Source organism: Peribacillus sp. YIM B13472 (genome assembly GCF_042788005.1).
Taxonomy (GTDB): domain Bacteria; phylum Bacillota; class Bacilli; order Bacillales; family DSM-1321; genus Peribacillus; species Peribacillus simplex_E.
In genome coordinates this window covers 58,737-84,547 of sequence record NZ_JBHZPG010000021.1, presented here as the reverse complement: position 1 = coordinate 84,547, position 25,811 = coordinate 58,737, and the positions used below count along the sequence as shown (strand labels likewise).

At 41.2% G+C, this 25,811-nt stretch carries 23 protein-coding genes and 3 pseudogenes; 11 read left to right on the top strand and 15 right to left on the bottom strand.

Going from position 1 to position 25,811, the window contains the following annotated elements; all coding sequences use genetic code 11:
* Window positions 1-189: pseudogene (locus tag ACFX4I_RS16650) on the top strand (IS110 family transposase); the annotation flags it as partial.
* A gap of 396 nt (window positions 190-585) precedes the next feature.
* On the opposite strand, the pseudogene eutC reads toward ACFX4I_RS16650, so the two are convergent.
* The 7 genes and pseudogenes from eutC to ACFX4I_RS16615 form a co-directional block, all read right to left on the bottom strand.
* Window positions 586-1,314 (bottom strand): annotated as a pseudogene (eutC, locus tag ACFX4I_RS16645) (ethanolamine ammonia-lyase subunit EutC); the annotation flags it as partial.
* 29 nt (window positions 1,315-1,343) lie between these two features.
* Window positions 1,344-2,708 carry an ethanolamine ammonia-lyase subunit EutB gene (locus ACFX4I_RS16640; RefSeq protein WP_309519741.1) on the bottom strand — a complete coding sequence of 455 codons (1,365 nt, stop codon included), beginning with the start codon at window positions 2,706-2,708 and terminating at the stop codon, window positions 1,344-1,346.
* Window positions 2,709-2,726: 18 nt separating this feature from the next.
* Window positions 2,727-4,133: an ethanolamine ammonia-lyase reactivating factor EutA gene (locus ACFX4I_RS16635; protein ID WP_377421825.1), complete on the bottom strand. Its 1,407-nt coding sequence runs from the start codon at window positions 4,131-4,133 to the stop codon at window positions 2,727-2,729.
* A gap of 18 nt (window positions 4,134-4,151) precedes the next feature.
* Window positions 4,152-5,423 (bottom strand): ethanolamine utilization protein EutH, encoded by a 1,272-nt coding sequence (gene eutH / locus ACFX4I_RS16630; protein WP_377421823.1) that lies wholly within the window; start codon window positions 5,421-5,423, stop codon window positions 4,152-4,154.
* Window positions 5,424-5,569: 146 nt separating this feature from the next.
* A complete protein-coding gene (locus ACFX4I_RS16625) occupies window positions 5,570-6,154 on the bottom strand; it encodes an ANTAR domain-containing response regulator (RefSeq protein WP_192206791.1) in 585 nt (194 codons plus the stop codon).
* A 9-nt stretch (window positions 6,155-6,163) separates the two neighbouring features.
* Window positions 6,164-7,540, bottom strand: coding sequence for a sensor histidine kinase (locus ACFX4I_RS16620; RefSeq protein ID WP_377421821.1), 1,377 nt, complete (start codon window positions 7,538-7,540; stop codon window positions 6,164-6,166).
* A gap of 265 nt (window positions 7,541-7,805) precedes the next feature.
* Window positions 7,806-8,264 (bottom strand): hypothetical protein, encoded by a 459-nt coding sequence (locus ACFX4I_RS16615; RefSeq protein ID WP_377421819.1) that lies wholly within the window; start codon window positions 8,262-8,264, stop codon window positions 7,806-7,808.
* A 597-nt stretch (window positions 8,265-8,861) separates the two neighbouring features.
* On the opposite strand from ACFX4I_RS16615, the gene ACFX4I_RS16610 reads away from it, so the two are divergent.
* Window positions 8,862-8,981: a DUF4023 family protein gene (locus ACFX4I_RS16610; protein WP_061465287.1), complete on the top strand. Its 120-nt coding sequence runs from the start codon at window positions 8,862-8,864 to the stop codon at window positions 8,979-8,981.
* Window positions 8,982-9,032: 51 nt separating this feature from the next.
* On the opposite strand, the gene ACFX4I_RS16605 is transcribed toward ACFX4I_RS16610, so the two are convergent.
* The 3 genes from ACFX4I_RS16605 to ACFX4I_RS16595 all read right to left on the bottom strand — a co-directional run bounded on the left by ACFX4I_RS16605 (window position 9,033) and on the right by ACFX4I_RS16595 (window position 12,743).
* Window positions 9,033-9,728: a hypothetical protein gene (locus tag ACFX4I_RS16605; RefSeq protein WP_230302993.1), complete on the bottom strand. Its 696-nt coding sequence runs from the start codon at window positions 9,726-9,728 to the stop codon at window positions 9,033-9,035.
* Window positions 9,729-9,944: 216 nt separating this feature from the next.
* The gene (locus ACFX4I_RS16600; RefSeq protein ID WP_309519737.1) at window positions 9,945-11,861 is read right to left on the bottom strand and encodes a vWA domain-containing protein; all 1,917 of its coding nucleotides are present in this window, start codon (window positions 11,859-11,861) and stop codon (window positions 9,945-9,947) included.
* A 15-nt stretch (window positions 11,862-11,876) separates the two neighbouring features.
* A complete protein-coding gene (locus ACFX4I_RS16595) occupies window positions 11,877-12,743 on the bottom strand; it encodes an ATP-binding protein (RefSeq protein ID WP_283932277.1) in 867 nt (288 codons plus the stop codon).
* Window positions 12,744-14,230: 1,487 nt separating this feature from the next.
* Here ACFX4I_RS16595 and ACFX4I_RS16590 point away from each other — a divergent pair.
* Window positions 14,231-14,380, top strand: coding sequence for a hypothetical protein (locus ACFX4I_RS16590; RefSeq protein ID WP_172827351.1), 150 nt, complete (start codon window positions 14,231-14,233; stop codon window positions 14,378-14,380).
* Between the two features lie 121 nt (window positions 14,381-14,501).
* Here ACFX4I_RS16590 and ACFX4I_RS16585 read toward each other — a convergent pair.
* Window positions 14,502-14,681 (bottom strand): annotated as a pseudogene (locus tag ACFX4I_RS16585) (transposase); the annotation flags it as partial.
* 527 nt (window positions 14,682-15,208) lie between these two features.
* Window positions 15,209-16,540 carry a branched-chain amino acid transport system II carrier protein gene (gene brnQ / locus ACFX4I_RS16580; protein WP_377421816.1) on the bottom strand — a complete coding sequence of 444 codons (1,332 nt, stop codon included), beginning with the start codon at window positions 16,538-16,540 and terminating at the stop codon, window positions 15,209-15,211.
* A gap of 365 nt (window positions 16,541-16,905) precedes the next feature.
* Here brnQ and ACFX4I_RS16575 point away from each other — a divergent pair, with 365 nt between their 5' ends.
* Window positions 16,906-17,472, top strand: coding sequence for a sugar O-acetyltransferase (locus ACFX4I_RS16575; RefSeq protein WP_283932278.1), 567 nt, complete (start codon window positions 16,906-16,908; stop codon window positions 17,470-17,472).
* 44 nt (window positions 17,473-17,516) lie between these two features.
* Here the strand turns inward: ACFX4I_RS16575 and ACFX4I_RS16570 are convergent, their stop codons facing one another.
* The gene (locus ACFX4I_RS16570; RefSeq protein ID WP_377421814.1) at window positions 17,517-18,161 is read right to left on the bottom strand and encodes an SDR family oxidoreductase; all 645 of its coding nucleotides are present in this window, start codon (window positions 18,159-18,161) and stop codon (window positions 17,517-17,519) included.
* Window positions 18,162-18,520: 359 nt separating this feature from the next.
* Here ACFX4I_RS16570 and ACFX4I_RS16565 point away from each other — a divergent pair, with 359 nt between their 5' ends.
* The 3 genes from ACFX4I_RS16565 (at window position 18,521) to ACFX4I_RS16555 (ending at window position 20,251) form a co-directional block, all read left to right on the top strand.
* Window positions 18,521-18,784: a CD3324 family protein gene (locus tag ACFX4I_RS16565; RefSeq protein WP_377421812.1), complete on the top strand. Its 264-nt coding sequence runs from the start codon at window positions 18,521-18,523 to the stop codon at window positions 18,782-18,784.
* Window positions 18,785-18,943: 159 nt separating this feature from the next.
* The gene (locus ACFX4I_RS16560; RefSeq protein WP_377421810.1) at window positions 18,944-19,579 is read left to right on the top strand and encodes a FusB/FusC family EF-G-binding protein; all 636 of its coding nucleotides are present in this window, start codon (window positions 18,944-18,946) and stop codon (window positions 19,577-19,579) included.
* A 102-nt stretch (window positions 19,580-19,681) separates the two neighbouring features.
* Entirely contained in the window at window positions 19,682-20,251 is a 570-nt protein-coding gene (locus ACFX4I_RS16555) for an MEDS domain-containing protein (protein WP_377421808.1), read from the top strand.
* A 52-nt stretch (window positions 20,252-20,303) separates the two neighbouring features.
* Here the strand turns inward: ACFX4I_RS16555 and ACFX4I_RS16550 are convergent, their stop codons facing one another.
* A complete protein-coding gene (locus ACFX4I_RS16550; protein ID WP_230301575.1) occupies window positions 20,304-20,732 on the bottom strand; it encodes a cytidine deaminase in 429 nt (142 codons plus the stop codon).
* Between the two features lie 24 nt (window positions 20,733-20,756).
* Window positions 20,757-21,899, bottom strand: a complete 1,143-nt coding sequence (locus ACFX4I_RS16545; RefSeq protein WP_377421827.1) for an amidohydrolase — start codon at window positions 21,897-21,899, stop codon at window positions 20,757-20,759.
* 450 nt (window positions 21,900-22,349) lie between these two features.
* Here ACFX4I_RS16545 and ACFX4I_RS16540 point away from each other — a divergent pair, with 450 nt between their 5' ends.
* The 4 genes from ACFX4I_RS16540 to ACFX4I_RS16525 all read left to right on the top strand — a co-directional run bounded on the left by ACFX4I_RS16540 (window position 22,350) and on the right by ACFX4I_RS16525 (window position 25,808).
* Window positions 22,350-23,678, top strand: coding sequence for an LLM class flavin-dependent oxidoreductase (locus ACFX4I_RS16540; RefSeq protein ID WP_230301532.1), 1,329 nt, complete (start codon window positions 22,350-22,352; stop codon window positions 23,676-23,678).
* An 80-nt stretch (window positions 23,679-23,758) separates the two neighbouring features.
* The gene (locus tag ACFX4I_RS16535) at window positions 23,759-24,292 is read left to right on the top strand and encodes a GNAT family N-acetyltransferase (protein WP_309519736.1); all 534 of its coding nucleotides are present in this window, start codon (window positions 23,759-23,761) and stop codon (window positions 24,290-24,292) included.
* 16 nt (window positions 24,293-24,308) lie between these two features.
* The gene (locus tag ACFX4I_RS16530) at window positions 24,309-25,112 is read left to right on the top strand and encodes an amino acid ABC transporter substrate-binding protein (protein ID WP_377421806.1); all 804 of its coding nucleotides are present in this window, start codon (window positions 24,309-24,311) and stop codon (window positions 25,110-25,112) included.
* Window positions 25,113-25,136: 24 nt separating this feature from the next.
* Window positions 25,137-25,808, top strand: coding sequence for an amino acid ABC transporter permease (locus tag ACFX4I_RS16525; RefSeq protein ID WP_057279163.1), 672 nt, complete (start codon window positions 25,137-25,139; stop codon window positions 25,806-25,808).
* The last annotated feature ends 3 nt before the right edge of the window (window positions 25,809-25,811 follow it).

The following is a 25,811-nucleotide window of genomic DNA, read 5'->3' as shown; positions in this document are numbered from 1 at the left end:
CGTGATTGTCGCAAGAAGAAAACGACAGATGAAATCATCCCTCGGAACAAGAGATTACGAGAGTTCTATGATAAGAAGCGTGAAGAAGGAAAGCCCTTTAAAGTAGCTGTGATAGCATGTGCCAATAAGCTTCTACAATGGATTTATGCACTATTACAAAATAACTCGACTTTCCAAGATCTAACCTAGTTTAAAAGTATAACTAAATAGCACAAAACTTTCCAAATATAGTTCATTGGAAGGTTATTTAGCATGCACAAATTTAGTATAGCATGAAATATTTTAAGTTTTCATTGAAAAATGTTGACTAACTATTAGCTGGTTTAGTTCATCAAGGAAATCAACAACATCCTTTAACAGAGCCTATTTAAAATATGTTCCAGTTGATTTCAGTAAAAAACATGAAGGATAATCTAGTCTTGTTTTCATATCATGGTTCGAGATGTGAGCGTTCCGGACCGACCGCGGAAAGCGAGTTCCTGCAGAGGAAATCAACGACCTAGTCTTAATCATCGTCCGGAACCATCCCGCCCCCCCTTTTGCCGACAAACTGAGTGGAGTAATTCGCACCTCCATCTTTATTTCTCAACCGAGTTTTTCATGCTTTTCTTCTTCATTTTCCTTCTTCACAAGGGACATGCCGCTCGCTTGGTATTTGAGGATCTTTTGAATGACCGTGCCAAGATGCGCTCCGGCTTCAACCGGGGGAATCCCTCCTTTATGGATGTTGGAAATGACCATCCTTTCTGCTTCAATGGTACCCAAACGTGGTTTATAACAAATATAAGCGCTCAATGATTCAGCACTGACTAGACCAGGCCGTTCACCGATCAACAAGACAATGACCTCAGGTCCAAGAATTTCACCGATATCATCCATTACGGCAACCCTACCCTTTTCAATATAAAAAGGTGTACCCGTATGCAAACCTGCCACTGCCAAAGATTGTTTGAAAGATAAATAGACATCCTCCACATTTTCTTCGATCGCCTTGGCACTTAAGCCATCGGAAATGATGATTTGAACCGTTGGGGCCTTTATGCATTTGGCTTCTATCACCCGCTTTGCTTCATCCGAAAGCTTCCTGCCATAATCCGGACGCCGTAAATAGACTTCCTTATCCTCGGCCTTCGTTTTCACCTTGAATAAATCCAACCGTTTCAAAAGGATATCACTGACTTCACCATATACAGCATCGACGGCCGCCGCATGGTCAAAACGGAATTTCAGCCAAGAATCCGTTTTCGGCCGGGTCCCTGACCTGCCCACCCCTATCCGCGCAGGGGTTTTCGCTATCAAGGCATCCAATTGTTCCTTATTATTCATTCCCATATCATCCACTCCTAATGGTTAAATATAGTTGGATCACCGGCACGCTTCGTTAATTTTCCATTCTCCATAATCCCCATCTTCTCCAGCCAGGCTTCATATAACGGGGCAGGCCGCTTATCCATCGTTTGCCTCAAAGTCGCAATATCGTGGTAACTCAAAGACTGGTAGTTTAACATGCAGTCATCCCCCATCGGAGTTGCGATGATGAAATTCACGCCAGCCGCCGTTAAAAGCACACCCAAGTCCTCGATATCATTTTGATCCGCCTTCATATGATTCGTATAGCAAATATCCACACCCATCGGCAGTCCATGCATTTTTCCCATGAAATGATCTTCTAACCCGGCGCGGATGACCTGCTTGCTGTTATATAGATATTCAGGTCCGATGAATCCGACGACCGTATTGACAATGTACGGATCAAAATAGCGGGCAAATCCATAGTTCCTGGCTTCAAGCGTCACCTGATCGATTCCGAAATGCGCTTCAGCCGATAACTCGGAGCCTTGCCCCGTTTCAAAATAAAGATGCTGCGGGCCAGTGCCGGTCCCATAGGCTTTCGCGACCTCATTTGCTTCTTCGAGCAATTGTACGTTAATTCCAAAAGAGCGATTGGCCGTTTCCGTTCCGGCGATGCTTTGAAAAATCATATCAGCAGGCGCACCCTGCTGTACGGCCTTAATTTGCGTAGTCACATGCGCAAGCACACAATTTTGGGTCGGGATGTTCCACTTCCGGATGACATCCTGTGTCGCATGAAGCAGCCGCTTTACGCTTTCGACCGAATCATCGACAGGGTTGATTCCAATGAGTGCATCCCCGACTCCATAGGAGAGGCCTTCTTTTAAAGAAGCCAGCATGCCATCCACATTGTCGGTCGGGTGGTTAGGCTGAAGGCGCGAAGCAAGCGTTCCTTTGTATCCGATCGTGCTATTATTCTTGGTGAGCACTTCAATTTTATTGGCTGCATGGATAAGGTCGAGGTTCGACATTAACTTGGCTGCCGCAGCAATCATTTCACTATTCAATCCTCTGCTTAATCGCTTTAAATCCTCTCCAGTCGTTTCGTCACTCAAAATATATTCACGCAGCTCGGCAACGCTCCAGTTCTTCACGGATTGATAGATGGTTCCATTGATGAGACCATCAATGATTCGCGACACCTCATCCTCTTCCGGGGAGAGCAGGGGATAGTTCCTGATGTCCGCCAAAGTCAATTCGCTAAGCACCGCTTTCGCCGCAATCCGTTCTTGGACCGAATCTGCTGCAATTCCCGCAAGCCTATCTCCTGATTTCTCTTCATTCGCTTTGGCCAAGACTTCTTTCAACGATTTGAATTGATGGATTTCCCCAAAGTATTGAGTGGATAATTTCATCGTATAATCCTCCTTTTCCTAACTGTGAAAGGTTAGCGTTTTTACTACAACCGGAACGACCCCAGTCCGCAGCAGCCTTCCTATATCTAAATAATCACCATGTTCCACTTCTGTCTGATCAATGCAAATGACCGGCAGATCCGGTTGTTTCGCTAGAACGGTTTGACCAAGTGCCTTCCCATAATCACTATCCATGACAATGATCAGAGGCTGCTGCCGATTCGGTTTTTGCATCAAAGCCTCGGTAAAAGCGACTGCGAGCTGGTGAATGTCCCGAAATGATTGATAAGGTAAATTCGTTAAATAAAAGGCAAAATTCAGGCCCTCCTGCAAGGGGTCGTATATCGTGATCGCATCCTGAACAGCTTTTGCCATTCTCGCGGCTACATCATCAATCACGTCATGAAAATCGACCCGATAGACCGGGATATTGCGAACGGGCAGATGAGAATCATTCACCTCGATGGTCGCACCGCTTATTTCAGTCGTATGTGCGCCTGCTCCAAGGACAGTCGCCCGAACCGTTTCAACGGGCTGTTCCCACTCCCATGCAGCCAATTCTTCATTTTCCTTAATAGAGGCGGCAAGCATCATGCCGATATCCCGGAAGCTTTTGTCCTCCCGTTCTTGATGATAGATGCAATCACTGACACCTCCCGAGAACATCAACACATCGATTCGTCCTGTCCATGATGGCTCCTTCCCCACTAAAAGAAGTTCATCTTCTTTTGTGAATGAACCAGCCAAAAACCTCGAAAGCACCTTCGCCATTTCATTTGTGATGATTGCCCCATCACCATTCAAAGGAGTGTGCCCCTTTGATTTCAGCCATTTCCCTATTGAAGGAGCAACCTTCACCTTCGCTCCCTCCCACTCCACCAAACGGCCTCCTATATGCAGTGTGCAAGTTCCGCAAAGCATGCCGGAACGGTATACGGCAATATTCGCGGTTCCCCCGCCAATATCTATGTTCGCTACAGTCTTTCTTGTCTTTATGGAATGTTGATGGGCACCGGATCCCTTGGCGGCAATGATTCCTTCCAAGTCCGGACCGGCTGCCGCTACAAGGAATTCCCCCGCCGCTTTAGATAACCGGTAAACCATTTCTTCTGCATTTTGTTTCGTTGCCGTTTCCCCCGTAATGATGACAGCCCCTGTTTGTATGTTTTCGATCGTGATCCCTGCTTGATGGTATTCACTTTCCACCATTCTTTGAACAGCAGGTATATCAATTACCGTATCGGATAAAAGCGGGGTCCTGAAAATGGGACTTCGATACAGAATTTTCTTATCGGTAATTTCAATTTTTGGCACCTGTCCGCCACCCGCCACATTCCTAAGCGAAAGCTCGCTGATAACAAGTTTCGTCGTACTGGTGCCAATATCAATTCCTGCACTGATGATTCGTTCCACCTGTTCATTCATTAAAATCACACCCCAGTTTTACACCACTTGGATTTCATTGCTTTTTTCTTCTGCGTTTTTCGTTTTATATTCATTTACACCGATAACCCCTGCTTCACGATCCTTTTCCTCCAATTCCAAAGCTTTCGGAACGGACAGCCAGTAAGCAAGACCGATTCCAATCGCTCCGGCAGATAGCTTACCGACAATGATCGGCAATATCAAGGAGGGTTGAAAGTTGGCTGTGAATGATAAATGATCCCCTAATAGGAAGGCCGCACACACAGCGAAGGAAATGTTTATGACCTTGTCCTTCGGCGGCATATCTTTAACAAGTTTGAACATCGCTAATATATTGGCTACCGTGGCTAATATCCCTGCACTCCCCGCTTTGCTCAGCCCGATTTTGCCGCCCATCGCTTCAAGCGGCTTGCCTGCGTATTTTTGAATCAGGTAAATCATAGGAAAAGCACCTGCGAGCATTATCCCGATATACCCCGCCGTTTCCAGGGCACGGAACTGGTCTGCCTTATCGGCCATGATCGGATGGAACCCCCAAGCACCAAATACATTGGAAAACAGTCCGGTGAAAATTTCCACGATCGAAAACACGAGTACAAGTTTGATCGCGGCATCCAATATTTTTCCAAACCACATGAAACCTTTGATCATCAAATCCGGCAGGAAATAAAGACCTAACGCGAGCAAGACCACAAAAATAAGAAGAGGGGAAAGATTCAGGGCAATTTCCAAATAGCTCAACGCGAATTCATATGTAGAATCCGCATTCGTGGAAATCACTTCACGGATTTTCGAATTCGTTGCCACCACCAGCACGCTTGAGATAAAAGCGCCAATCGGAATCGTCAGGATTCCTGACATGACACCAAGTGCCATGTATTTATGATCACGCTTCTCCAGCATCGCAAGCCCCATTGGAATCGAGAATACAATCGTTGCCCCGGACATAAATCCGACAATCATCGCCATGATCCAGCCTTCATAGGATTCCTGCAGCTCGGCCGCCAATTGGTAACCCCCCATATCCGTTGCCAAAATCGTTGTTGCGGCGAGGGCGGGATCTGCACCGATCGCAGCGAAAATCGGGCCGCATACTGTATCGATGAACCATGATAAATAAGGGATCGATGCCATGATTCCAGCTGCCGGGATAAATATATGGCCAACGGTATGCAAACCTTCCATGAACTGTTTGCCCAAGCCTTGCTCACTGTCTTTAATCGATGCAATAGCACCGACAACGGCACACACCATAATGATATAAATAACGAACTTACCTACCATCTCCATACATATTCCCCCTGAATTCCGATTTATTTTGGCCTATCGACTTTAAAAAAAGGGTATAAAAAAAGACGCCTTTTATAGCCCAAACTTAGGTTGCTCGGCAGAAATGCCTGCCTATAACCAATTTGGTCCATCAAAGCGCCATTGCTTCATCTATTTACTTGTTTTTGATCATTTGCAATGATTCGACGTGCCACCGTCTCCATGGAAAGCTGCTTATCCATACTTAGCCTTCTCAGCTTATTGTAAGCGATTTCTTCCGTTACATTCTTCCTTTTCATGATAATTCCTTTTGCCTTTTCAATGACTTTACGATTTGTGAGCGTTTCATCCAATTGAGCATTTCGTTCCTGATGCTTCTTTGTATTAGCTGCTTGCTGCAAAGCTATTTCAACCGCCGGAATCAAATTCGCCTCCGTAATTGGCTTTACAAGATATCCGACGATATTCGCGCGCTTCGCCTCGTCGATATATTCACGCTGGCTGAATGCAGTTAAAAGAAGGACCGGAATCTGAAAAGTATTGGATATCACATCGCTAGCCTTAAGCCCATTCATTTTTGGCATTTTGATATCCATCAAAACGAGATCCGGCTGTAGTGCATGTGCCAATTCAATCGCCTTCTCGCCGTTACGGGCATGTCCTACCACATCGAAGCCTGCATCCTTGAGCATGATCGTTATATCAAGCAGAACAATCGATTCATCCTCCACGACCAAAATCCTCTTGACCACTTCTCCCACCTACCTCTTGTATGGAAATCTTACAGAAGCCAGTGTACCTTCTTTAATCCGATGAATCGAAAACTCCCCATCCAAATCATTTTCCACAGTCATGCGGATGATATCCAGCCCTAAAGTTGGTTTTACTGCCGGTGAATATCCGATGCCATCATCTTTTACTTGAATTTCCAATTCAGGACCATCCTTTTGAAAGCATACGGTAATCTTCCCTTCCGTCCCTTCCTTGAAAGCATGCTTCACACAATTATGAATGAGCTCATTCACAACCAGGGCGACAGAAATGCCAATGCCGGAATCAATGGAATGAAGCTCATCACCACTATATTCAATGCTCAGGCTTTGACGGGCATGACCCTCCGTATGAACAATCATCTCGCCAATTTTCCTAATAAGCTCCAGCAGGTCCACATGATCGACCTGACTGCTTGCCAAAATGATTTCATAAACCGACGATATGCTTAACACCCGGTTCAAACTGACCAGTAAATGGGGCTTGCTTTCTTCAGGGGCTCCTATCCTCATTTGCAGCCGAAGCAAACTGGCGACTGTCTGCAAATTATTCTTCACCCTATGATGAATTTCACGAATGGCCACTGACTTGCTAATCAGCTCTCTCTCTTTATCCCGCAGTTCTGTCAGGTCCCGGATGATGATGAACGTTTCATCGGAATTCTTGTTGCCCAAATGGAATTTCTTTATTTGGAAAATCTTTTTACCAATGTTCATTTCCTTCATTAAAATGTCCTCTTTTGAAGCAAGAACATCGGCAAAGCCAGGAAAATAATCGAAAATGGATTCTCCTAAAACACAGTCCGTCAAACATATATCCGATACTAGATTAATGGCAGCAGGATTCGTATAGACAAGTCGGTTTTGGTTATTAATCAGGAAAATGGACTCCTCGATAAATTCAGGAACTAAGGAATTTTGTTGATCTTGCCTATCAAACTGTTTTGAAGTTTCAGGTTCTTCATGAATCACCTTTTCCATGATCAAAACGGCGATGACCCGATTGCATTCCCCCTTGATTGGAACGACACTTTGCTGGACCATTGCTCCTTCTTGAGTCAATGCCCGATTCACGAACATGTCCTTTCCGGTCCGCAATACATAAAATACTGCCGGTTCAAAAGCCTCATAGGCAAATTTCCCGACAACCGGATGATCATAAACCGATTTCACTGAATGTCCGCATGCCTCTGCGACGACAATGGCATGCTTCCCTTCAAGCACAGGACAATCGATAAACACATTCGCTTTATTCAAATTGGCTATCAACGATAAATTCGTTGATAGGTTTTCAAGAATCTGAATATCCTTGTCCAGTAAATGAGTATGCACCTCACATAATTCTCGGACAGTCATTGTCCGTTCCATAGGCAAAACCCCAATAAACGTTTATTCATGGATATTATTATTGATTATTATAGATACCGCCCCTTTTTTTGTCAATATTCAAAATATTCTAATGTGATGTATTCTAACATTAGATGGCGATATTTAAAGGGATATTTTCCAAGCGTAAAAGGACGGAATTCCCCAGAATTCGGAGCAATTTCGTCTTTTTATTGTTTGTCCATTTCAGATAGTGAACATTCTAGTGGATACTTAGCAGCATATTTGTGAAGTATTTTTATATTTGTTAAGGTTGAGTTATAATTTGCTCAACTTTATTATGAGTTATAGCATTACTTGGAGTAAATTGGGCAGTTAATTGATAGTCACCTTTGGAAAGCAACTTTGAATTAATTCTTATCGTATACTCCCATGTGTCTCCTTTACTAAATTCCTTGCAGTGTTCTTCAGTTGGTTCAGGTTCAACAGTAATGACAGTACCCTCTTTAATTGGACTGTCAGTTAAAGTGTGGATTTCTACGTCTATTTCATTACCTGTAGCAAATCGCAGATTGACATTTTCATTTGTATGATTGGTAATTTTATAATTAAAACTCTCATAGTCGTCTGTTGTCGATTGATGTTCAAGTGATTGTTGGACGTTAAGTTCAATTGCATTGGTCTTTTTATCCATTTGAGCTATGCAGTAGTAATATCCATAAACTATTAATGAAATTGACACAATACCAATAATTAACTTTCGCACATTCCCCCCTGCCCCTTCAACCATAAGTTATTGTCGATATCTGCTTCAATTACCCACTCAATTCCTTTAATAATATCACTGTATCGCCTGAATCCCATAGATAGCAGGTCTACTTCATTTTTTTGGATTCGCTTTAATTGAGTACAGTTTTTTTTATAACTCAATTAAATCATCTGAATCGAATCTTGACGTTTCATTTTTGAAATTCAAATTTTCAAATTCAAGACACATACCTGGCGTATTCGCAAAGTTATGTTCATGTTAGAAAGGTTTTTTTATAAAGGGATCCGTTGTTGCTTTAATTTCCGGGTTACACTTAACAGAAATTTTCGAAGAATATTAATGAAGGTCTTCAAGGAGTTTCAGTTGGTGCAATGCTAGTGGGCCGTGCAAGAGCTGTTGTTGGAAAATGGTCGTGTAATGGATACATCATTCATAACTTCGTCCAGAGGCTTCCTCTTTTTGCATTTAGTGCCCATGCTTTTTATGATATTTAGTCTTTTATCCCCGTTAATGTAGTCAAATCCCATGCATTACTCATGAATTTCACCTCTTCTGGTTATAGTAAAGAAGAAAATATCAGAGGAGGTACATTCCATGAAAAGTTCAAAGGAATTTGTTGAAAGCATTCAAGAGCAGCAGAAAAAGGAAGAAGGCAATTTCCGCCGTCAAGGCAATGGGAATCCCGCTCAGAAATTACCGAATAAAAAACACTAATGAGGCCCATCTTCAAAAGGTCCCAGCCTTAACATAGGGCTGGGACTCTTTTCACTCCGTTGTACTTTTTTTCTTCTTCATCTCTTCGATTTCTTTTGAGAATGTGTCTTCTATCTCTTTTTTATTTCCATATAAAAAGAGGTTATCACCTAATTTGATTTTATACTCATATAACTCTTTCCTGATTTTCACTTCTCCGCTTTCAATAAATAAAATATTGATGTCGGCTCCATGTGATATGACGTCACAGGCTTTGACATCTATGAATTCGGAGTCCTCATAAATATCGATTTCCATGACCACGTCTTCATCTTCTAAAAATAGGACCTCCTCTATCGGGTGTTCCCATAATTCATAATGATTGTACATTTCACTTTTCATCTTATTCGATATTCTATTATGCAGGAATGGAGATTTCACTAATACGACTAAGACCACCAGTATTCCTATAATGATGCTTAACTCCGTCAAACGCAGATCATCCGTAAGCAATGTACTGATCGATGAAATGATGACAGCAAGTGAGAAAGCACCAAATAAAATTAAAAACATGCTTATTTTCCTTCGAACGGGATGATCAATGATGGATTTTGACTCGTCAGTTGTAAAACCAGTACCCGTCAGCATGGAGATAACCTGAAATCTAGCCACTGTGCTTTTTAATCCAGTCAATTTCAGCAAGGTAACCGATATTTCAATAACAAGAACAATGATTATAAAATAAAGTAACATAAAAAGTAAATTCATCAAAACGATCACTTCCTCATTTATGGTTTACCCTAATCCCGCCAAAAGAATCGCATTGTTTTTTCAAGTTTCCATCAATATATTCATTTACTGCAAATAACTGTCATAATAAACAAAAAAACGCAGTAAGGTCCATTGAATCCTACTGCGTTTTTTACTTATATTCTAATCAAATGCATTTTCCCGATTAAATGACGAGTGCAAGAACTTGGTTTCTCATATGGTCTTGAGCAACAGTTTTTTTAACAGCGGTGTAAATTGCTCTGGCAATTCCGCTACACTCGGAATCATTAGGCGTTCTTTGCCATAGATGTTTTTCATCGTCAATTCTTCACTTTCCTCGATGCCTCCATCCGCTAAAAACAGGCCGATGACTTCTATGCCTTTTTTCCTGGCATCCGAAACAGCAAGATGTGTATCAACAATCCCATTTTGATCATAATCGCTTGCTGCCGGCTCACCATCGGAAAACACGAGCAAGAACCGGTTTTTTTCCCGCCTTTTTTCCAATTCCATTGCAGCTACCCTGATACTGTATCCGTCCCTGTTGTCTTCCTCTGGTTCAAGCTGCATGATTTTAGCTCCTGAGTTTAGATAAAGAGAATCGGAATGGGACTGGATCACATGGAAGTAGTTCGGCTGATATCCTTCTCTCACTTCATTTGCATCTTCCCAAAATCCAACGATCGAGTGGGGAATCCTTAATTTTTTCAGTACTTCATGAAACAGGACGACCCCTCGCTTTGTTTCATCCATTTTGTTATGCATGGAAGCGGAGCAATCGATCAGCAATGTGAATACGGCATCCATTTCATTTGAATCCTGGTTCTTTTTATAAAAGACCCGAGGATTTTCTTCAAATACAAGCGGCAGTAATTTCTTCGATAAGCGGCCAAAAACCAAATCTTTTCTTGGTGCGTTCTTTTTATTTTCCAGTGTCTTTTCAATTGTACTGGAGAGTTTTCTCTTGAACGGTTCGATATCCGCAACAAATTCACGGTAGCGTTTCTCTTCCGTAAGTGTTGGTATTTTTGCTTCCTTGATTACCTGAACGACGTCTTTGTTTTCTTCACCAAATGGATGTTCACCACTTTTGCCCATATTCGTTTGTTTCTTCTCCAGCGTTTCCTGCTGATTGTATTCCTTTTGTTGACTTTCCCCTGATGAACCCTGGATGGAAGCCAGTGCTTGGTCGGCATCTTCCGCTTCCCGTGCACCTCCGCCCATCAGACTTGTTTTCGTTCCCTGCTCCAATTCAAATTGAAGAAAAGTCGAATTACTCTCGCCATTCTTATTCTCCCGGTGCCAGGTCGAGAATTTTTCATCAATGAACTCACTTTTTTCTTCGTCTGCATCTTCTGTATCATCGTTCAACAGTTCATCATTTCTAGTCAGTTCATCAAATAAGGTATTTGCCTTATACTTTTCCACATTTGCAATGGGAAAGATGAAATATTCATTCATCGTATCCTCGTATCCATCGTTCACACGGAAAACGATTTGCTCGCAGATCCTCGTGATATCACTGGTTTTAGTGGCTTCAAAGACAGAATGGATGAACGGTTTGAGTTTCTCCAGTTCTTCCAGCTGCGGTACATTGGCTCTTGGGAAAATCGGATCCGGCCTGTCAGATTGAAGCAGTAAATATATGAGGCAGTACAATTCATCAAGTGCAAAACTTCTTGTGACATTCGTCGTCAATTGGCTTTCGAAATATTGTTTAAGGTAAGCCCCCCTTACCGAAAACCATTTTTTCGTGCCTGGCCTTTGTTTCTTCACCAGTTCTTCCAATCGCAAGTCTTCCAGTAAAGCGAATAATTGGGCTGCAAACTTCGGAAGCGAACTTTCCCCGATGATGTCCTGATACTCCTTCATGCTCTGGATTGTTGAATGATGCAGCGTACCTATCGTCCTAAGGAGCACGTCCGTTTTCAGTCCCGCTTCCTTCACTTCCTTATTGCCATTTTCCCAAAAATGGCTCGCTGTGACCTTATTCTCGATCAGATCAATGAAGGAGCCATAATTGTATTCGAATTCCAGCTCAGGAATGCCGGATAAAACAGTCGAGAGATCCTGCAGCTGTAAAAAAAGAGCCGTATCTATTATTGAATCATTGAAACGGATATACTTCATGAGGCATTCTCCTAGTTAGAATAATGTGTCAGCCAAGTTCTTCACAAACTCACGCTCCCGTTCCTCGTCCAACTTATCCACTATGGAACGAAGAATCGCCCGTTTCGGCGGGATCAACACACTCAGATCGCAAGCATCAAGCAAAGCCCTGATCGATGCCGCATCTTCAGCCACCTTCCCTTGATTCACGGCATTTATCAAATCACTCGACAGTTTAACGAACAATTCAATGCTTCTTGGATCGTTCAACTTTGTATTGGTTTCTATCAATTGCTTTAACTGCTCCCCTTCGATATAAGGAACTTCAATTACGACAAACCTATTTTTTAGCGCTTCATTCAGCGGCACTGTACCGACATACCCTTCGTTGATTGCAGCAATCACATTAAAGCCATCTTTTGCCGTTATGACTTCATTCGTGAACGGATTCGTTATCGTCCTTCTGTAATCAAGCACACCATTGATAAGCGGCAGAGTTTCCGGTTTTGCCATGTTGATTTCATCTATATATAGGAAGTGACCGTGATTCATCGAATTGGTCACTGGTCCAGGTACGAATTCTATCACTTGTTTTTCCTCTTTGTAAGCCAACGTCTTGAAGCCCAATAAGCTTTCGGCATCCAAGTCGACTGAGCAGTTGACACTGAACATCGGCTGGTTGAATAAATTCGATAGTGTCTCGGCAAACTTTGTCTTTCCAGCCCCTGTCGGACCCTTCAAAAGGATATTCTTCCCCATGCTTAAGGCCGTGATGGCATCCACCATCAACTCCATCTCGGGAGGCAGATATCCGCCGCTCCTGATCAATTCCTCGAATTGAACAGGATTTTTTTTGCTTGCTTGTAATATATTTGCGATTTCTATTGGTAATCGATTGATCATTGTGTTCCTACACCCCTTTCTGAACATTTTAAGGCTCTTTCCCATTAAAAACAAACACTAAGAAAAGGAGCTGTCATCAAGACAGCTCCCAGACTGTGACAAACTCAAAGAAAAGCATGTTTGCCTGTAGTTTTTTTATTTAAAAGACGTTCTAGTTGATTTCGGAAAACCGCTCCCTTTCCGCCGATTGTCTGCCAAGCCTCATCAAAGCAAGCGCCTATGAGGCCTTGGCTAGCCAGTTATTCGGCAGGAGTGTCGCAAATTTCTTCAATCTAGTGAGGGTTCCATCCATATAAAAAGGTAAAAAACATGAAGGATAACCAAGTCTTCTTTTAAAATCATGGTTTGGGATTAGACCATTCGAACCCTCCAGACTATAGACAAATATGAAGAAAAGCGAGTTTGCCTTTAGTTTTTTCTAAAGGCTCTGTTAAATGATGTTGTTGATTTCTTGATGAACTAACGGGTGTCTTAGCTGAAGATCGGAGCTGTTTTTAAGGCAGCTCTTTTCTTGTGGAACTAAAAGGGGCAGGTTAGTTTAAACTTAAGGAAAAAGAAGATAGGTTGAGGTAAGAAAAATGTATGAATTTAAAGATGAGTCCCAGAGAAAAGAAAAAAAATTTAAGATATACATTTTTTTATTTACTATGTCTGTTTTAATAAATACATTCATTGATTTTTTCGACTTGGGAATTGAAAAAGTTTCTGAATTTCGTGTAGTTCTTAGCCTGTTTTTTTATGGTGTTATCCTTTATTTTGGATTGCGTAGGAAGTTTTGGGCTGAGGTTATGATTAAATTTTTCGTCTGGCTAAATATCATTTTATTGTTGATCATTATAACTGTTAAGGTTTTAGGATTATAGGTTCAATATAATGCTTATTGTTCTTCAACTAACGGGTGCGTTAGCTGAAGATCTGAGCTGTCTTTAAGGCAGCTCTTTCTTTATGCAACTATCGGGGCAGGTTAGTTGAATAAGGTAATATTTAGATTAAGATAGATGTAAGTAGAAAAGTTAATAACAAGTGGTGATTTTTTGGAGAAAAATATTGGGGATGTAGATTTTTTTAAACAAGTAGTAAAAAGACTTTGCAAAAAAAAATATTTCCCCTCAAAAACCTAAATTTGAAATCATCGAGAACGTAATGGTTATTAGCATTAAGAACCATTTAAAAGATGGAGTAGACTTAGAATGTTTTAATATTTTAAACCTTATTTACCGAACAATTGGACCTTTAGAAGAGAGCTGAACAAACAATAAATAGAATTATTGAAGCTTATGCAGAGTGTCAAGGCATTTTATTTTGATTATAGCAATGAAATGAATACCATTTGGCGATGTATTATTTTACTAAGTTTTTAATGTTTTTACTTATATATGCAAAGTTAGAGTACACTAATAAAGTAATAAGGTTTACTTCAGTAAAATAAGGTATATTATATTTGTTGAATAGATTCTCTTTAAAGACAAGAAAAGTAGGTGAACAAAGTGGGAAAATATCAATTGGATTACAAAGGTCAGGTAGCTGTGACAAAGTTTCATGAAAAACAGACGCCTGCCAAATTTGATAAAAAGAAGCAACTTGAAAAAATACGTGCGGAGTATTTGAAAAAGAAGCAAAAACAAACAGATAAATAACATGAATGAAAACATAGGAAGACTAAAATCTCCCTATGTTTTTCTTATTCGAAGTTCTTTTTCAATTGATGATAGAGTTTATTATTCCCATAAATTTCAGATTCGGTGACAAAAAACTCGTCATCAGAGGATCAATACTTGGGCGTCCTATCTCTGAATACATATCTTTCACCAAGTCATAAATGAAAGTGAAGTCAATGGCAGCCTCCATTTTACGAACCAAATGGTTCGGTGGCACCAGTTGATCTAAAGTAATCATTTCAAGTTGATCTCGCTGAATAGAATCATGTTTAGAAAGCATCCTCATCACCTCAAGTTTTAATACTTCTATTTTAAAACAAAAATGACTCCAGGCAAAAGTGTTCTATCTAAAAGGTAAGACAAAGTTGATTGGAGCGGGTGTACGAGACTCCTGCGGGAAAAGCGCGTCTAGGGGAGACCCCGCGGGCGGCCGAGGAGGCTCCCCGACCGCCCGCGGAAAGCGAGTGCCTGGAGTGAAAATCAACGTTCAAATCTTACAAACCCTCAAAAAAAGTTCCAGCTTGATTTCAGAAAATCCGCTCCTTTTACTACGATTGTCTGCAGTCCTCCTCGTCGCAAGCTCCTTTGGTATCTCGGCTAGCCAGTTATTCAGCAGGAGTGTCGCAAATTTCTTCATTCCAGTGATGATTATAGTAAAAAACATTAAGGATAATCTAGTCTTGTTTTAAAATCATGGTTCGGGATGAGACTATTCCGAATCCCCTTTTGTCGACAAACTGAAGAGCTGTCATCAAGACAGCTCCTTTCATGATTCGAAGTTCATTCTCATATAGTAAATGATGACCCTTAATAGGCTTCCTTAGGGTCCCCTTTCATCAGGTATATCATATAGCCCAATACACCGCCGATGATGGCAGGAATCACCCATCCCACCCCTACACTGTATAGTGGAAGGTATTGAGTGAAAAGGTCCGAAACAGTTTCCATTTTAATGCCTGATGCCACTATTCCATCCATTATGCTGATGATGGCCGTTAATAATAAGCTTCCTAAATATACCTCCGATTTCCCTTTAAAAAAGGAATGGAAGAATGTTAGAACAATCAAAACGATCGCCACGGGATAAAGAGCCGTTAACACAGGCACTGTAATGGAAATGAGCTTGGTCAAACCTACATTGGCAACAGCCGCACTAAAAACAGAAAAGATGACAACATATGATTTATACGATACAGCAGGCAGTATTTTATTGAAATACGTAGCACAAGCCGTTATCAAACCGATGCTTGTCGTTAGACATGCAGCGATCACAATCAACCCCAACAACACAGCACCAGCCGATCCGAAAAAATGATTCGAGGCTTGAGCCAAAACGTCTCCTCCATTACCCAGCTGACCGAGCTTTTCCACACTTGTTGCCCCGACATAAGTTATAGACGCATAAACGATCACCAACAAAGTGGCAGCTATTAAGCCAGCTTTCATACAAAATCCTAACACTTCTTTTCTTGATGTTATCCCTTTATCTTTGATCGCGTTAATGATTATGATCCCAAATGCAAACCCTGCCAGCGTATCCATAGTCAAATATCCTTCTTTAAATCCCTTGAAGAAAGAATTATCTGAATAATCTGCCGATGGCGACTGAATTTCACCCATTGGGTTAATGATTGCGACCACAATGAGAATCCCGATGAAAATCAATAATAATGGTGTTAATATTTTTCCGACGATATCCAGCATTTTTGATGGATTAATGGATAATAAACAGGCAATTCCAAAGTAGATGATCGTGAATACCAGCAATGGTAAAAAGCCGACATCATTAGAAAGGAAAGGTTTAATTCCTATTTCATAGGATACACTTCCCGTTCTGGGAAGCGCGAAAAGCGGTCCCAACGATAAATAAAGAACGACTGTGAAAATGATGCCGAATAACGGGTGTGCCCTGCTTGCAAGCGATTGAACATCAGTTTTTCCCGAAAAACCAAATGCCAATATTGTAATGAATGGCAAACCCACCCCAGTAATGATGAATCCTAAACTGGCCGACCATAAATTAGTCCCGGCAGATTGCCCGAGCATGGCAGGGAAAATTAAGTTTCCTGCACCAAAAAATAAAGCAAAAAGCATTAGCCCTGTTACAATGATAAAAGAAAGTGGTGCTTTCTGTGACATATAGAGCCCTCCATTGTTTTGATTATCTTAACGAAGAAAAGAGTTGTCCATCAATTTCCGATAAAAGAAGTGACATGAACTACGAACGTATTCTACCTATCTGTTAAAATGTACCTTCATGAAACTATCAATCATCCATAACTCTCCTTACTATAAAATCCGGCGGAACGTTTGTCAAAGCTATTTCATTCATTATTCGGAAAAATCTTTCTTTTCTTACTTCTTTTTGAGAAAACGAGCGAGGCATTTAGATTCAACAGAAAAGTTGAGTAAAAAGTACTGCAATTTATTTTGCAGAAAAAATATTTTAATATTCAGATATTTATTAAAACTATCTAAAAAACAAGAAAATTGGAGGAGTTAACATGAATACTGAAAAAGAAAAAATGGTAAGCGGGGAACCTTACATGGCCGCTGATCCGGAATTAATAAGAGATAGGGAAAATGCCAGAAAGTTGACCCGGTTATACAATCAGACAACGGAAAGCGAAGGGGACGAACGAACTGCCCTGCTTAAACAGCTTTTAGGTTCCACTGGGCTAAATGTATATATTGAACCCACTTTCCGTTGTGACTATGGATACAACATTTCTGTCGGGGAAAACTTTTATGCTAATTTCGATTGTGTCATTTTGGATGTTTGTGAAGTGAAAATTGGCAGGGACTGCATGTTGGCTCCCGGAGTGCATATCTATACAGCCACACATCCGCTGGATCCCTTTGAACGCAGTTCTGGAGTGGAATACGGAAAACCGGTTACGATTGGGGATCATGTATGGATTGGCGGAGGGGCCATCATCAATCCTGGCGTAACAATAGGGAATCATTCCGTTGTCGCTTCAGGGGCGGTCGTAACAAAGGATGTTCCTGAAGGCGTTGTTGTCGGCGGAAACCCAGCGAAGGTCATCAAACATATTGAAGGAATTAAATAAGGCAGGGCTCACTCCCCCTGAGTGGCCCTGCCTCCTTTTTTTCGTTAAATTTCCCTTAATGCTTCCGCGATTGCAGTATCACCAGAGTTTAAATCAAATGAACGCTTGTAGGTATTTTCTTCTGTTAAAGAAGCAAAAATCGTTCGAGCCACATCTTCACGGGCAATCGAACCTCTTTCCAATTCTTCGGCCGCGGCCACTTTACCCGTCCCCGGTTCATTCACCAGACCGCCTGGCCTAATGATAGTATAATTTAAATCGCTTTGTAACAATGCCCTATCCGCATAGTGCTTGGCCACATAATACGGTTTGATGGCTTCATTCCAGTTTTCGCGATTATTGGCCTGAAATGCACTCACCATGATGAATCTGTTGATTCCCAAGTTTTCTGCCGCTTCGATCGTTTTAACAGCACCATCCAGATCAATCAACAGCGTTTGATCAGCACCAGTGCTTCCTCCGGATCCTGCTGTAAACACGATGGCATCGCAGCCTTTTGCCGCATTCGCAATCTCATCCACCGATCCAGTTAAACTGACGACGACAGATTCAATTCCATTTTTCTCTAAATGCCTACTTTGTTCTTCTTTACGAACCATTGCCCGTACACTATATTCCGGGCTATCTTTTAATAAATCTACAAGATATTTACCGATCTGCCCATTTGCCCCAACTACGAATACTTTCATATAGGTCAGCTCCCATAATGGTTAGTTTGGTTTCCAATCAAATTATTTCATGGACTCAGAACATTATCAAACAATCAGCCCGCCGATTCATCTTTAACATTGGAAAAAGTTTGGCAACCACCCTTAAATATTTTATAATAAGAACAATACGTGTTCTTCAGGGACACAACGGGGAGGTGTAAAGATGGCAATAAGAATGTTAATGCCACCTTCTGCAGCATCTCATGCAAAGCCTAGTATTGGAGGCGATACTTTGCATGGGGTTGAATTAAGCTAAACTTAATCGCCCGCCTTATCATTTCTAATATTCGGCTTTGCACCTTATTTCATTCTTAAAAAAGAATAAGGGGCTGGCAGAAATGAAATATGTAAAAGCGACGGCCGTTTTGCCTGAAAAGCTGATCGTTGAAATTCAAAAGTATGTGCAAGGTGAGACCATATATATCCCTAAACCTGAAAAGGCCCATCACAAATGGGGAACCCGTTCGGGATCAAGGGAATTGATCGATGACCGAAATGCCTCTATAAAATATGCATTCAAAGCCGGTCATACCATCCATCAATTAGCCGAGGAACATTTTCTCTCCGCGGAAACCATCAAGAAAATCGTTTATTCCAAATAGGATTGCATGGGTAGCACTGATAATGATATCAGTGCTATTCGTATGCCGAGTATGTTTCTTAGTCGTTTTCCCCCTTTTAAAGCTGATGCGATTTATGTAAAGTTAAGAAAAACGGTATCATGTGACAAGTAACGAGCAACAGAAACAGGAGTGAAGAAAATGGAACCTTTTATCAGGAGCGAGCAGTATAACTTCATAAAATCCCAAACACAGATTCTCATAAATGGACACGCGACGGCCAACGATAAGGATGTGATCAACACCCTGAAAACAGTCGCCAAAGAACGAGTATTAAGCTTATTCAGTGACTTGAGCGAAGAGCAAAAACAACTGCTGGATCCAGTGGATACCATTAAAGATCCCGCACAAGCCGAAGTCTTTCTCTTACAGATAAAGCCATTTGTGATCCCATTTAAAGAAGTAACCGAAAAAACGATAAAAAAATTATTTCCTAAAGCAAAGAAATTAAAAGCCCCTTTGTTGGAAAACATTGATTTGAGAGAGATTTCATACTTGGGATGGGATGATGTCGGATCCGGAAAGAAATTCATCATTGCACCCCATCATACTAAACTCACTGGATTGCACGGAACCATTAAACCTGCCAACAAAAAAGGGATCTGTGCCATATGCAGCCGCTTTGAAGAAGTAGGGATGTTCATGTCTGAAACAAAAGGAACCGTCCAAGGGACATTCATTAAAAAAGGGAATTATATTTGTCTGGACAGTATGAAATGCAACCAGAACGTAACCACTTTGGATAAAATGACCGACCTAATCGAGCGGCTGAAATAATAAGGAAAAGCACCGAAGCCGTCAGTTAAAAAAGTTCTCATTTTGTCCTGCTTATGGAATTCAAGTATAATTGAAGCGATACATGAAAGAAGGAATGATATATTGAAAAGCAAAATGAATCAGTTGTTTGAAGTCCAAAAAAACGTTCATGTGCTGTATTCCTATAATGAAATGGAAAATTACATTAAACAAGTTTTGAATTTTATCCAAGACGGCATCATGGCGGGGGATTACGTCATTCTTGTTGAAAATGACCGTATTTACCCCATTATCCATAAAGAACTAAGCACTCGGTTAACAAAAGATCAAATGAAGCTCCTTCACTTTGTGAACAACTTCGATTTCTATTGTTCAAGCGGCAGTTATCACCCTCCTGCAATCGAAGAATACTTTAATAAAACGGTACAGCCCTATGTGGAAAATAAAATCTCTTTCCGATCATGGGCACATGTGGAATGGGCAACCATGGAAGAACCGCTGCATATCATAGAGGATTTTGAGAGAACAGTAGATGAAGCTGTAAATTTGCTGTCGTTTCCATTAATTTGTGCGTACAAAGGTGAGAGGATGCCAGACTACCTGAAGACCATATTGTTGGAAACACATCCTTATGTTCTAACAGACGATGATATCATCATCTGTGAACAATACTTGCCATCTAGTTTGAAATAATAAACAACACGCTTATGAATTCTCCTAAGCGTGTTGTTTTCCGTTGCATTTATCATGAATCCCTCGTGTATTTATACGGCAGTAATTCACCGATTTTCACCTTGACCGTTTCCCCATTAACATTCAGTATGACAAAGCACTCTTTTGCATAATCCGAGATTAATTCCCGACACATCCCACACGGGCTAACCACTTTTAAAGCTCTGTCTTCATCATCGGAATAGGGATGCTTAACCGCCACGATGGTATCGAATCCCTTTTCGCCGTCCGATATCGCCTTGCCAATCGCAATGGCTTCTGCACATACGGTAACCCGGCCAATATATGCTTCAATATGTACGGCAGCAACGATTTTTCCTGACCTTGTCTTTAATGCAGCGCCAACATGATGCCTATTTTCCTCGTAAAGATCCCTAATTCTTGCACTTGCAGCTTCTATTAAATCACGATCCGACTCATTCAATGGATAAGTTTTGATGATTGGACCTCCTTCTCTTCTAATATTTCATTTAGGGATTTTTTTTAACGCTTCTAAAGCCAATAAGCGGAAATAAGAAGCAGCTGGAAAAAGTGCCGTTTCATCTACTATAAACTTAGGATGATGCAGGTCATATGGACCGCCCGACCCTATCATTACGAAAGCACCTGGTATTTTTTCTTGGTAAAAAGCGAAGTCTTCCCCTATGGAGCTAGCTTCCAACGTTTTTGTCGTGTATCCTGCTGTGTCTCCAACCTGAAGCGCCAAATCTGCCCATTCAGGCGTATTATCAACTGATGGAGGGCCAGGATGCCATGACAATTCAACATTTGCATTGAAAGTTTCACTTATGCCGTGCAGGACTTGTTTCATACGTTTCTGGATGAACTCTCGTTGAGTTTTACTGAAGGTGCGGACGGTTCCTTCCAAATATGCACTATCCGGGATAACATTCCACGTTGAGCCACTATGAATTTGAGTGATGCTCAAAACCGCGGACTCTTTTGGTGCAACATTGCGGCTGATGATGGTTTGCAACGTTGAGATAATATGTCCTGTTATGATAATCGGATCATTTCCCTCTTCCGGTTTGGCCGCATGTGAGCCAGTTGCTTTAACATGCACTTCAAAGCGATCGACTCCCGCTGTCAGTGCGCCATGTTTTGTCCCTAACTCCCCAACTTGCAATGTCGGATCATTATGAAGGCCAAAAATCACATCCACATCATCGAGCACACCGGTTTCCATTAAAGCACTTGCACCATGTCCCGTTTCCTCCGCAGGTTGAAAAATCAAACGAATCGTTCCGGAAAGATCTCTTTCTTCTTTTTTTAATAAAAAAGCAGTACCCAAAATGACAGAAGTGTGAAAATCATGACCACATGCATGCATCACGCCGATGTGCCTTGAAGGAAAGTCCACCTCAGATTGCTCCAAAATTGGTAAAGCATCAATATCCGAGCGAAGTGCTATCGTAGGTCCCGGCTTGCTCCCTTTTATCTCAGCCACGACACCAGTTTTCAATGAAAAATCAAGTATCTTAATATCTTGAGATTGAAGCGCTTCTTTAATTTTTTTAGTCGTTTCAAATTCTTGGTTTGATAATTCAGGTGTCCTATGAAGATCACGCCTGAATTCCAATAGATAATTTTCCAACTCTACATTGCTTATAGTCAACGGTTGTCCATCTCCTTAAAAATCTGAATAGTAAAGAACGAAAGCTATTATTCAAGGAATATCAAATGAAGCAGCTATCAAATAAGCTAGTTGATAAACGTGTAAAGAATGAGTTCTAATTTAAGTCGCATCGTAAGCATCATAACAATGAATTCCCGGAAATTGTAAGTGTGTATATTGCGAATATTTAACATTGACAATTTATTATACAAGATGCTACCATTTGATTTAATTTCTATATTAAATTAACGTATCAATCCAACAAAGGATTCAATTTCTATAGTGGAAAAAAGTAAAGATATACATTCACATTGGCCGGAAGGAACCCTCTTCTAAACTGGAAGCGGGTTTTATTTCAGCATTAATTCATAGTAAACCAGTAAGGATATTTACATTATAAATCCCCTGCGTTTAAAAGTGAAGACATAAAGGAGCAATTGACACATGAAAAAGAAAACAGTAAAGCTTGGTGTATTTTTGGCCGGAACAGGACATCACGTTGCTTCCTGGAGACATCCTAACGCCAATCCGAAAGGTAATATGAGCATCGATTATTTTAAAGGGTTGGCCCAGACTGCCGAAAAAGGTTTATTCGATTTATTATTTTTGGCAGATAGTTTGTCAGTTGCAAAGGACTCGCATCCTAATATTCTGACTCGATTCGAGCCATTGACCTTGTTATCTTATCTAGCATCGGCAACTTCCAATATTGGTTTGGTTTCAACGGCCTCCACCACCTACGAAGAACCCTTTAATGTTGCTAGGAAATTTGCTTCTTTAGACCATATTACCGCCGGCCGCGCTGGCTGGAACGTAGTCACGACGTCCCTTGCCTCTACTGCAGTAAACTTCAATAAATCAGAACATTTAGAACATGGTCTCCGTTATAAAAGGGCGACTGAATTTGTTGAAGTTACCAAGAAATTGTGGGACTCATGGGAAGACGATACGTTGGTCATCGATAAAGAAACGGGCCAATTCATTGATGAAAGCAAGTTTCATGAAATCAATCATCAAGGTGAGTTTTTCAATGTAAAAGGACCATTAAATATTTCCCGCTCACCTCAGGGGCATCCGGTCATTGTACAAGCAGGCTCTTCTGGTGATGGGCAATTGCTTGCAGCAAAGCACGCAGAGATTGTCTTTACTGCCCAGGAGAACAAGGAGGACGCGATTTCATTTTACCATGAGTTAAAAGGGCAATTGGCCGCTTTTAACCGGGAGAAAAACAGCTTGAGCATCATGCCAGGTTTGTTCCCGATTGTGGGACAGACTGAGAAGGAAGCCCAAGAAAAGTACGAGGCATTGCAGGAGCTGATCATTCCCGAAATAGGATTGGCTGTTATGGGAAGGTATTTTGGAAATGTAGATTTTTCGAACATCCCTTTGGATACACCGTTTGCTGATATTTCGCTACCAGAGCATGTAGATGGCATCCAAAGTAAATATGATTTGATCGTTAAACGGGCGATCAATGAAAATTTGACGTTACGTCAGACATATCAGTGGGTTGCTGGATCACGTGGACATCATATCGCAATTGGAACACCAACGCAGATTGCGGATAAGATTGAAGATTGGGTGAATGGAAATGCGGCTGACGGCTTTAATATCATGCCAGCCCTCTTGCCTGATTCTTTAACGGATTTTGTAGAACTTGTTGTCCCTGAACTGCAATCAAAAGGAATTTTCCGCACTAAATATGAAAGTAACACATTACGAGGGAATCTTGGCCTGGATAAACCGGCCAACCAATATTCCCATAAGCTTTAAACACCTTACACCTGGCTGATGGTTCTCAAAGACAGAATCACCGAACCGAAAAGGAATTAACTAGATATAGGAGGCGCAAGATGAGTCAAATATTTCGTGAAGTACGTGTAGAAGATGTGGATAAATTCCTCCAATTAACATTGGATGCTTATGCGAGTATAAGAGAGTTGGATATTCACTTCTCTGCGGCAACGGCCACGAGAGAGGAAGCGATTAAGCATATATCCGAAAATAAGGTTTATGTTCTGGAGGAAAATGGGACATTTATCTCGACAGTTTCTATTCGGTTACCTTGGGGCCCTAATCCTGGACCGCTCGTATTGCCGCACATAGGCTGGTTCGCTACAAACCCTGACTATAAGCGTCAAGGCATAGGGAAAAAAGTTCTGTCATGGCTCGAAGAAGAAATTTTGAAGAAGCAACTGAGAGCCCCCGCGGTTACGCTCGGAACCGCGGATAATCATCCATGGCTAAAGGAAATGTACGAAAAAAGTGGATTTGAAGAGATCGGGCAAAAAGATTTAGGCAAAGGTCATCTCACCATATATTTGAGGAAAATCTTGCAACCGGGACAATATCAAGCCTGGACTGAAAAACATAATCAAACCATTTAATAATAGGAGGAAAATAATGATGAAAAAAATTCTTTCCCTTGGACTCTCTTTACTTTTCATATTAGTACTTGCAGCATGCGGCAATTCAAAACAAGAGAATGCTGCCAATGATTCCGAACAAAAAACAATTAAAGTGGGGTCCACTGGCCAAAGCTATCCAAATGGTTATCAAGAGGCTGGTAAATTAATAGGTTTTGACGTAGAACTTACAGAACTCATCGCCAAGGATTTAGGATACAAGGTAGAGTGGGTCACTTCTGATTTCAGTGGGATAATGGGGCAATTGGGATCAGGTAAATTGGACACCGTTGCGAATGCCGTTGCTATAACACCAGAACGCCAAGAGCAATTTAATTTTACAGAGCCATATAGTTATTATGGAGCACAAATTGTATCAAGCACAAAAAACGATGATATTAATAGTTTGGCTGATCTTAAAGGCAAAACCGTTTCAGGGGTGCTGGGGTCTAATAACGTCGCAAACCTAGAAAAATATGATAAAAACGGCGATATCAAAATACGAACCTATGAAACTCGGGATGGCGCGATGCAAGATGCCATTAACAACCGTGTAGATGGATATATCAATTCCCGCCCAATCCTGGTTGCAGAAATAAAGAAAAATGATCTTCCGTTAAAACTAGTTGGTGATCCAGTGGCCTATGAAAATGTAGGGTATCCATTTCCCAAAACAGAAAAAGGCAAAAAATTGAATGATGAATTCACGACGGAAATCAAAAAACTTAAAGAAGATGGTACATTAGCGAAGCTGTCCAATAAATATTTTGGTGAAGATATCACCACGAATTCCGGCGAATAAGCATAGCGGAGGTTTTAAAGCATTATGAATTTTGATTTACAATATATGTTGGAAATTTCCCTGCAAATCGCAAAATTTATTCCAATCACTCTGGTTTTAGCCATCATTTCGATGGCTTTAGCCATTATTATCGGACTTGTAGTAGCCTTAATAAGAAATAGCAATATTTTTGGAATCACCCAATTGGCAGGCTTATATATCTCTTTATTTCGAGGAATGCCAACGTTGGTACAATTATTCATCATTTACTACGGTTTACCACAGTTATTCCCGTCGTTGTCAACGATGGAAGCAATGACGGCGGCGATCATTGGATTTAGTTTGAAAGAATCCTCTTATTTAGCAGAAATTTTCCGAGCTGGATTGAATTCCGTGGACAAAGGGCAAATGGAAGCGGGCCTGGCAACTGGCATGAAACGAGTACAGATTTACTCGCGAATCATATTACCACAGGCTGCTTTAAATGCATTGCCAGCAACAGGGAATACATTTATATCTTTGATTAAAGAAACGTCCCTTGCCTTTACATTAGGAATTACGGAACTATTTGCAGAGGGAAAAATTATTGCATCCGCTAACATGCGCTTTTTCGAGACGTATTTGGTGGTTGGCTTGATTTACTGGCTATTGGTTATTCTTTATTCTTGGATACAAAAATACCTGGAGATTTGGCTCAGCAAACCACTTAGAAGGTGATCA

What these genes read in the sequence shown, in the direction of transcription:
- ACFX4I_RS16565 (WP_377421812.1), top strand. Translation starts at nt 18,521, where the DNA reads ATGAAATATGTAAAAGCGACGGCCGTTTTGCCTGAAAAGCTGATCGTT.
- eutH (WP_377421823.1), bottom strand. Translation starts at nt 5,423, where the DNA reads ATGGAGATGGTAGGTAAGTTCGTTATTTATATCATTATGGTGTGTGCC.
- ACFX4I_RS16525 (WP_057279163.1), top strand. Translation starts at nt 25,137, where the DNA reads ATGAATTTTGATTTACAATATATGTTGGAAATTTCCCTGCAAATCGCA.
- ACFX4I_RS16540 (WP_230301532.1), top strand. Translation starts at nt 22,350, where the DNA reads ATGAAAAAGAAAACAGTAAAGCTTGGTGTATTTTTGGCCGGAACAGGA.
- ACFX4I_RS16560 (WP_377421810.1), top strand. Translation starts at nt 18,944, where the DNA reads ATGGAACCTTTTATCAGGAGCGAGCAGTATAACTTCATAAAATCCCAA.
- ACFX4I_RS16605 (WP_230302993.1), bottom strand. Translation starts at nt 9,728, where the DNA reads ATGAATTTACTTTTTATGTTACTTTATTTTATAATCATTGTTCTTGTT.
- ACFX4I_RS16530 (WP_377421806.1), top strand. Translation starts at nt 24,309, where the DNA reads ATGATGAAAAAAATTCTTTCCCTTGGACTCTCTTTACTTTTCATATTA.
- ACFX4I_RS16620 (WP_377421821.1), bottom strand. Translation starts at nt 7,540, where the DNA reads ATGGAACGGACAATGACTGTCCGAGAATTATGTGAGGTGCATACTCAT.
- ACFX4I_RS16535 (WP_309519736.1), top strand. Translation starts at nt 23,759, where the DNA reads ATGAGTCAAATATTTCGTGAAGTACGTGTAGAAGATGTGGATAAATTC.
- ACFX4I_RS16595 (WP_283932277.1), bottom strand. Translation starts at nt 12,743, where the DNA reads ATGATCAATCGATTACCAATAGAAATCGCAAATATATTACAAGCAAGC.
- ACFX4I_RS16640 (WP_309519741.1), bottom strand. Translation starts at nt 2,708, where the DNA reads ATGAAATTATCCACTCAATACTTTGGGGAAATCCATCAATTCAAATCG.
- ACFX4I_RS16610 (WP_061465287.1), top strand. Translation starts at nt 8,862, where the DNA reads ATGAAAAGTTCAAAGGAATTTGTTGAAAGCATTCAAGAGCAGCAGAAA.
- ACFX4I_RS16600 (WP_309519737.1), bottom strand. Translation starts at nt 11,861, where the DNA reads ATGAAGTATATCCGTTTCAATGATTCAATAATAGATACGGCTCTTTTT.
- ACFX4I_RS16635 (WP_377421825.1), bottom strand. Translation starts at nt 4,133, where the DNA reads ATGAATGAACAGGTGGAACGAATCATCAGTGCAGGAATTGATATTGGC.
- ACFX4I_RS16570 (WP_377421814.1), bottom strand. Translation starts at nt 18,161, where the DNA reads ATGAAAGTATTCGTAGTTGGGGCAAATGGGCAGATCGGTAAATATCTT.
- brnQ (WP_377421816.1), bottom strand. Translation starts at nt 16,540, where the DNA reads ATGTCACAGAAAGCACCACTTTCTTTTATCATTGTAACAGGGCTAATG.
- ACFX4I_RS16575 (WP_283932278.1), top strand. Translation starts at nt 16,906, where the DNA reads ATGAATACTGAAAAAGAAAAAATGGTAAGCGGGGAACCTTACATGGCC.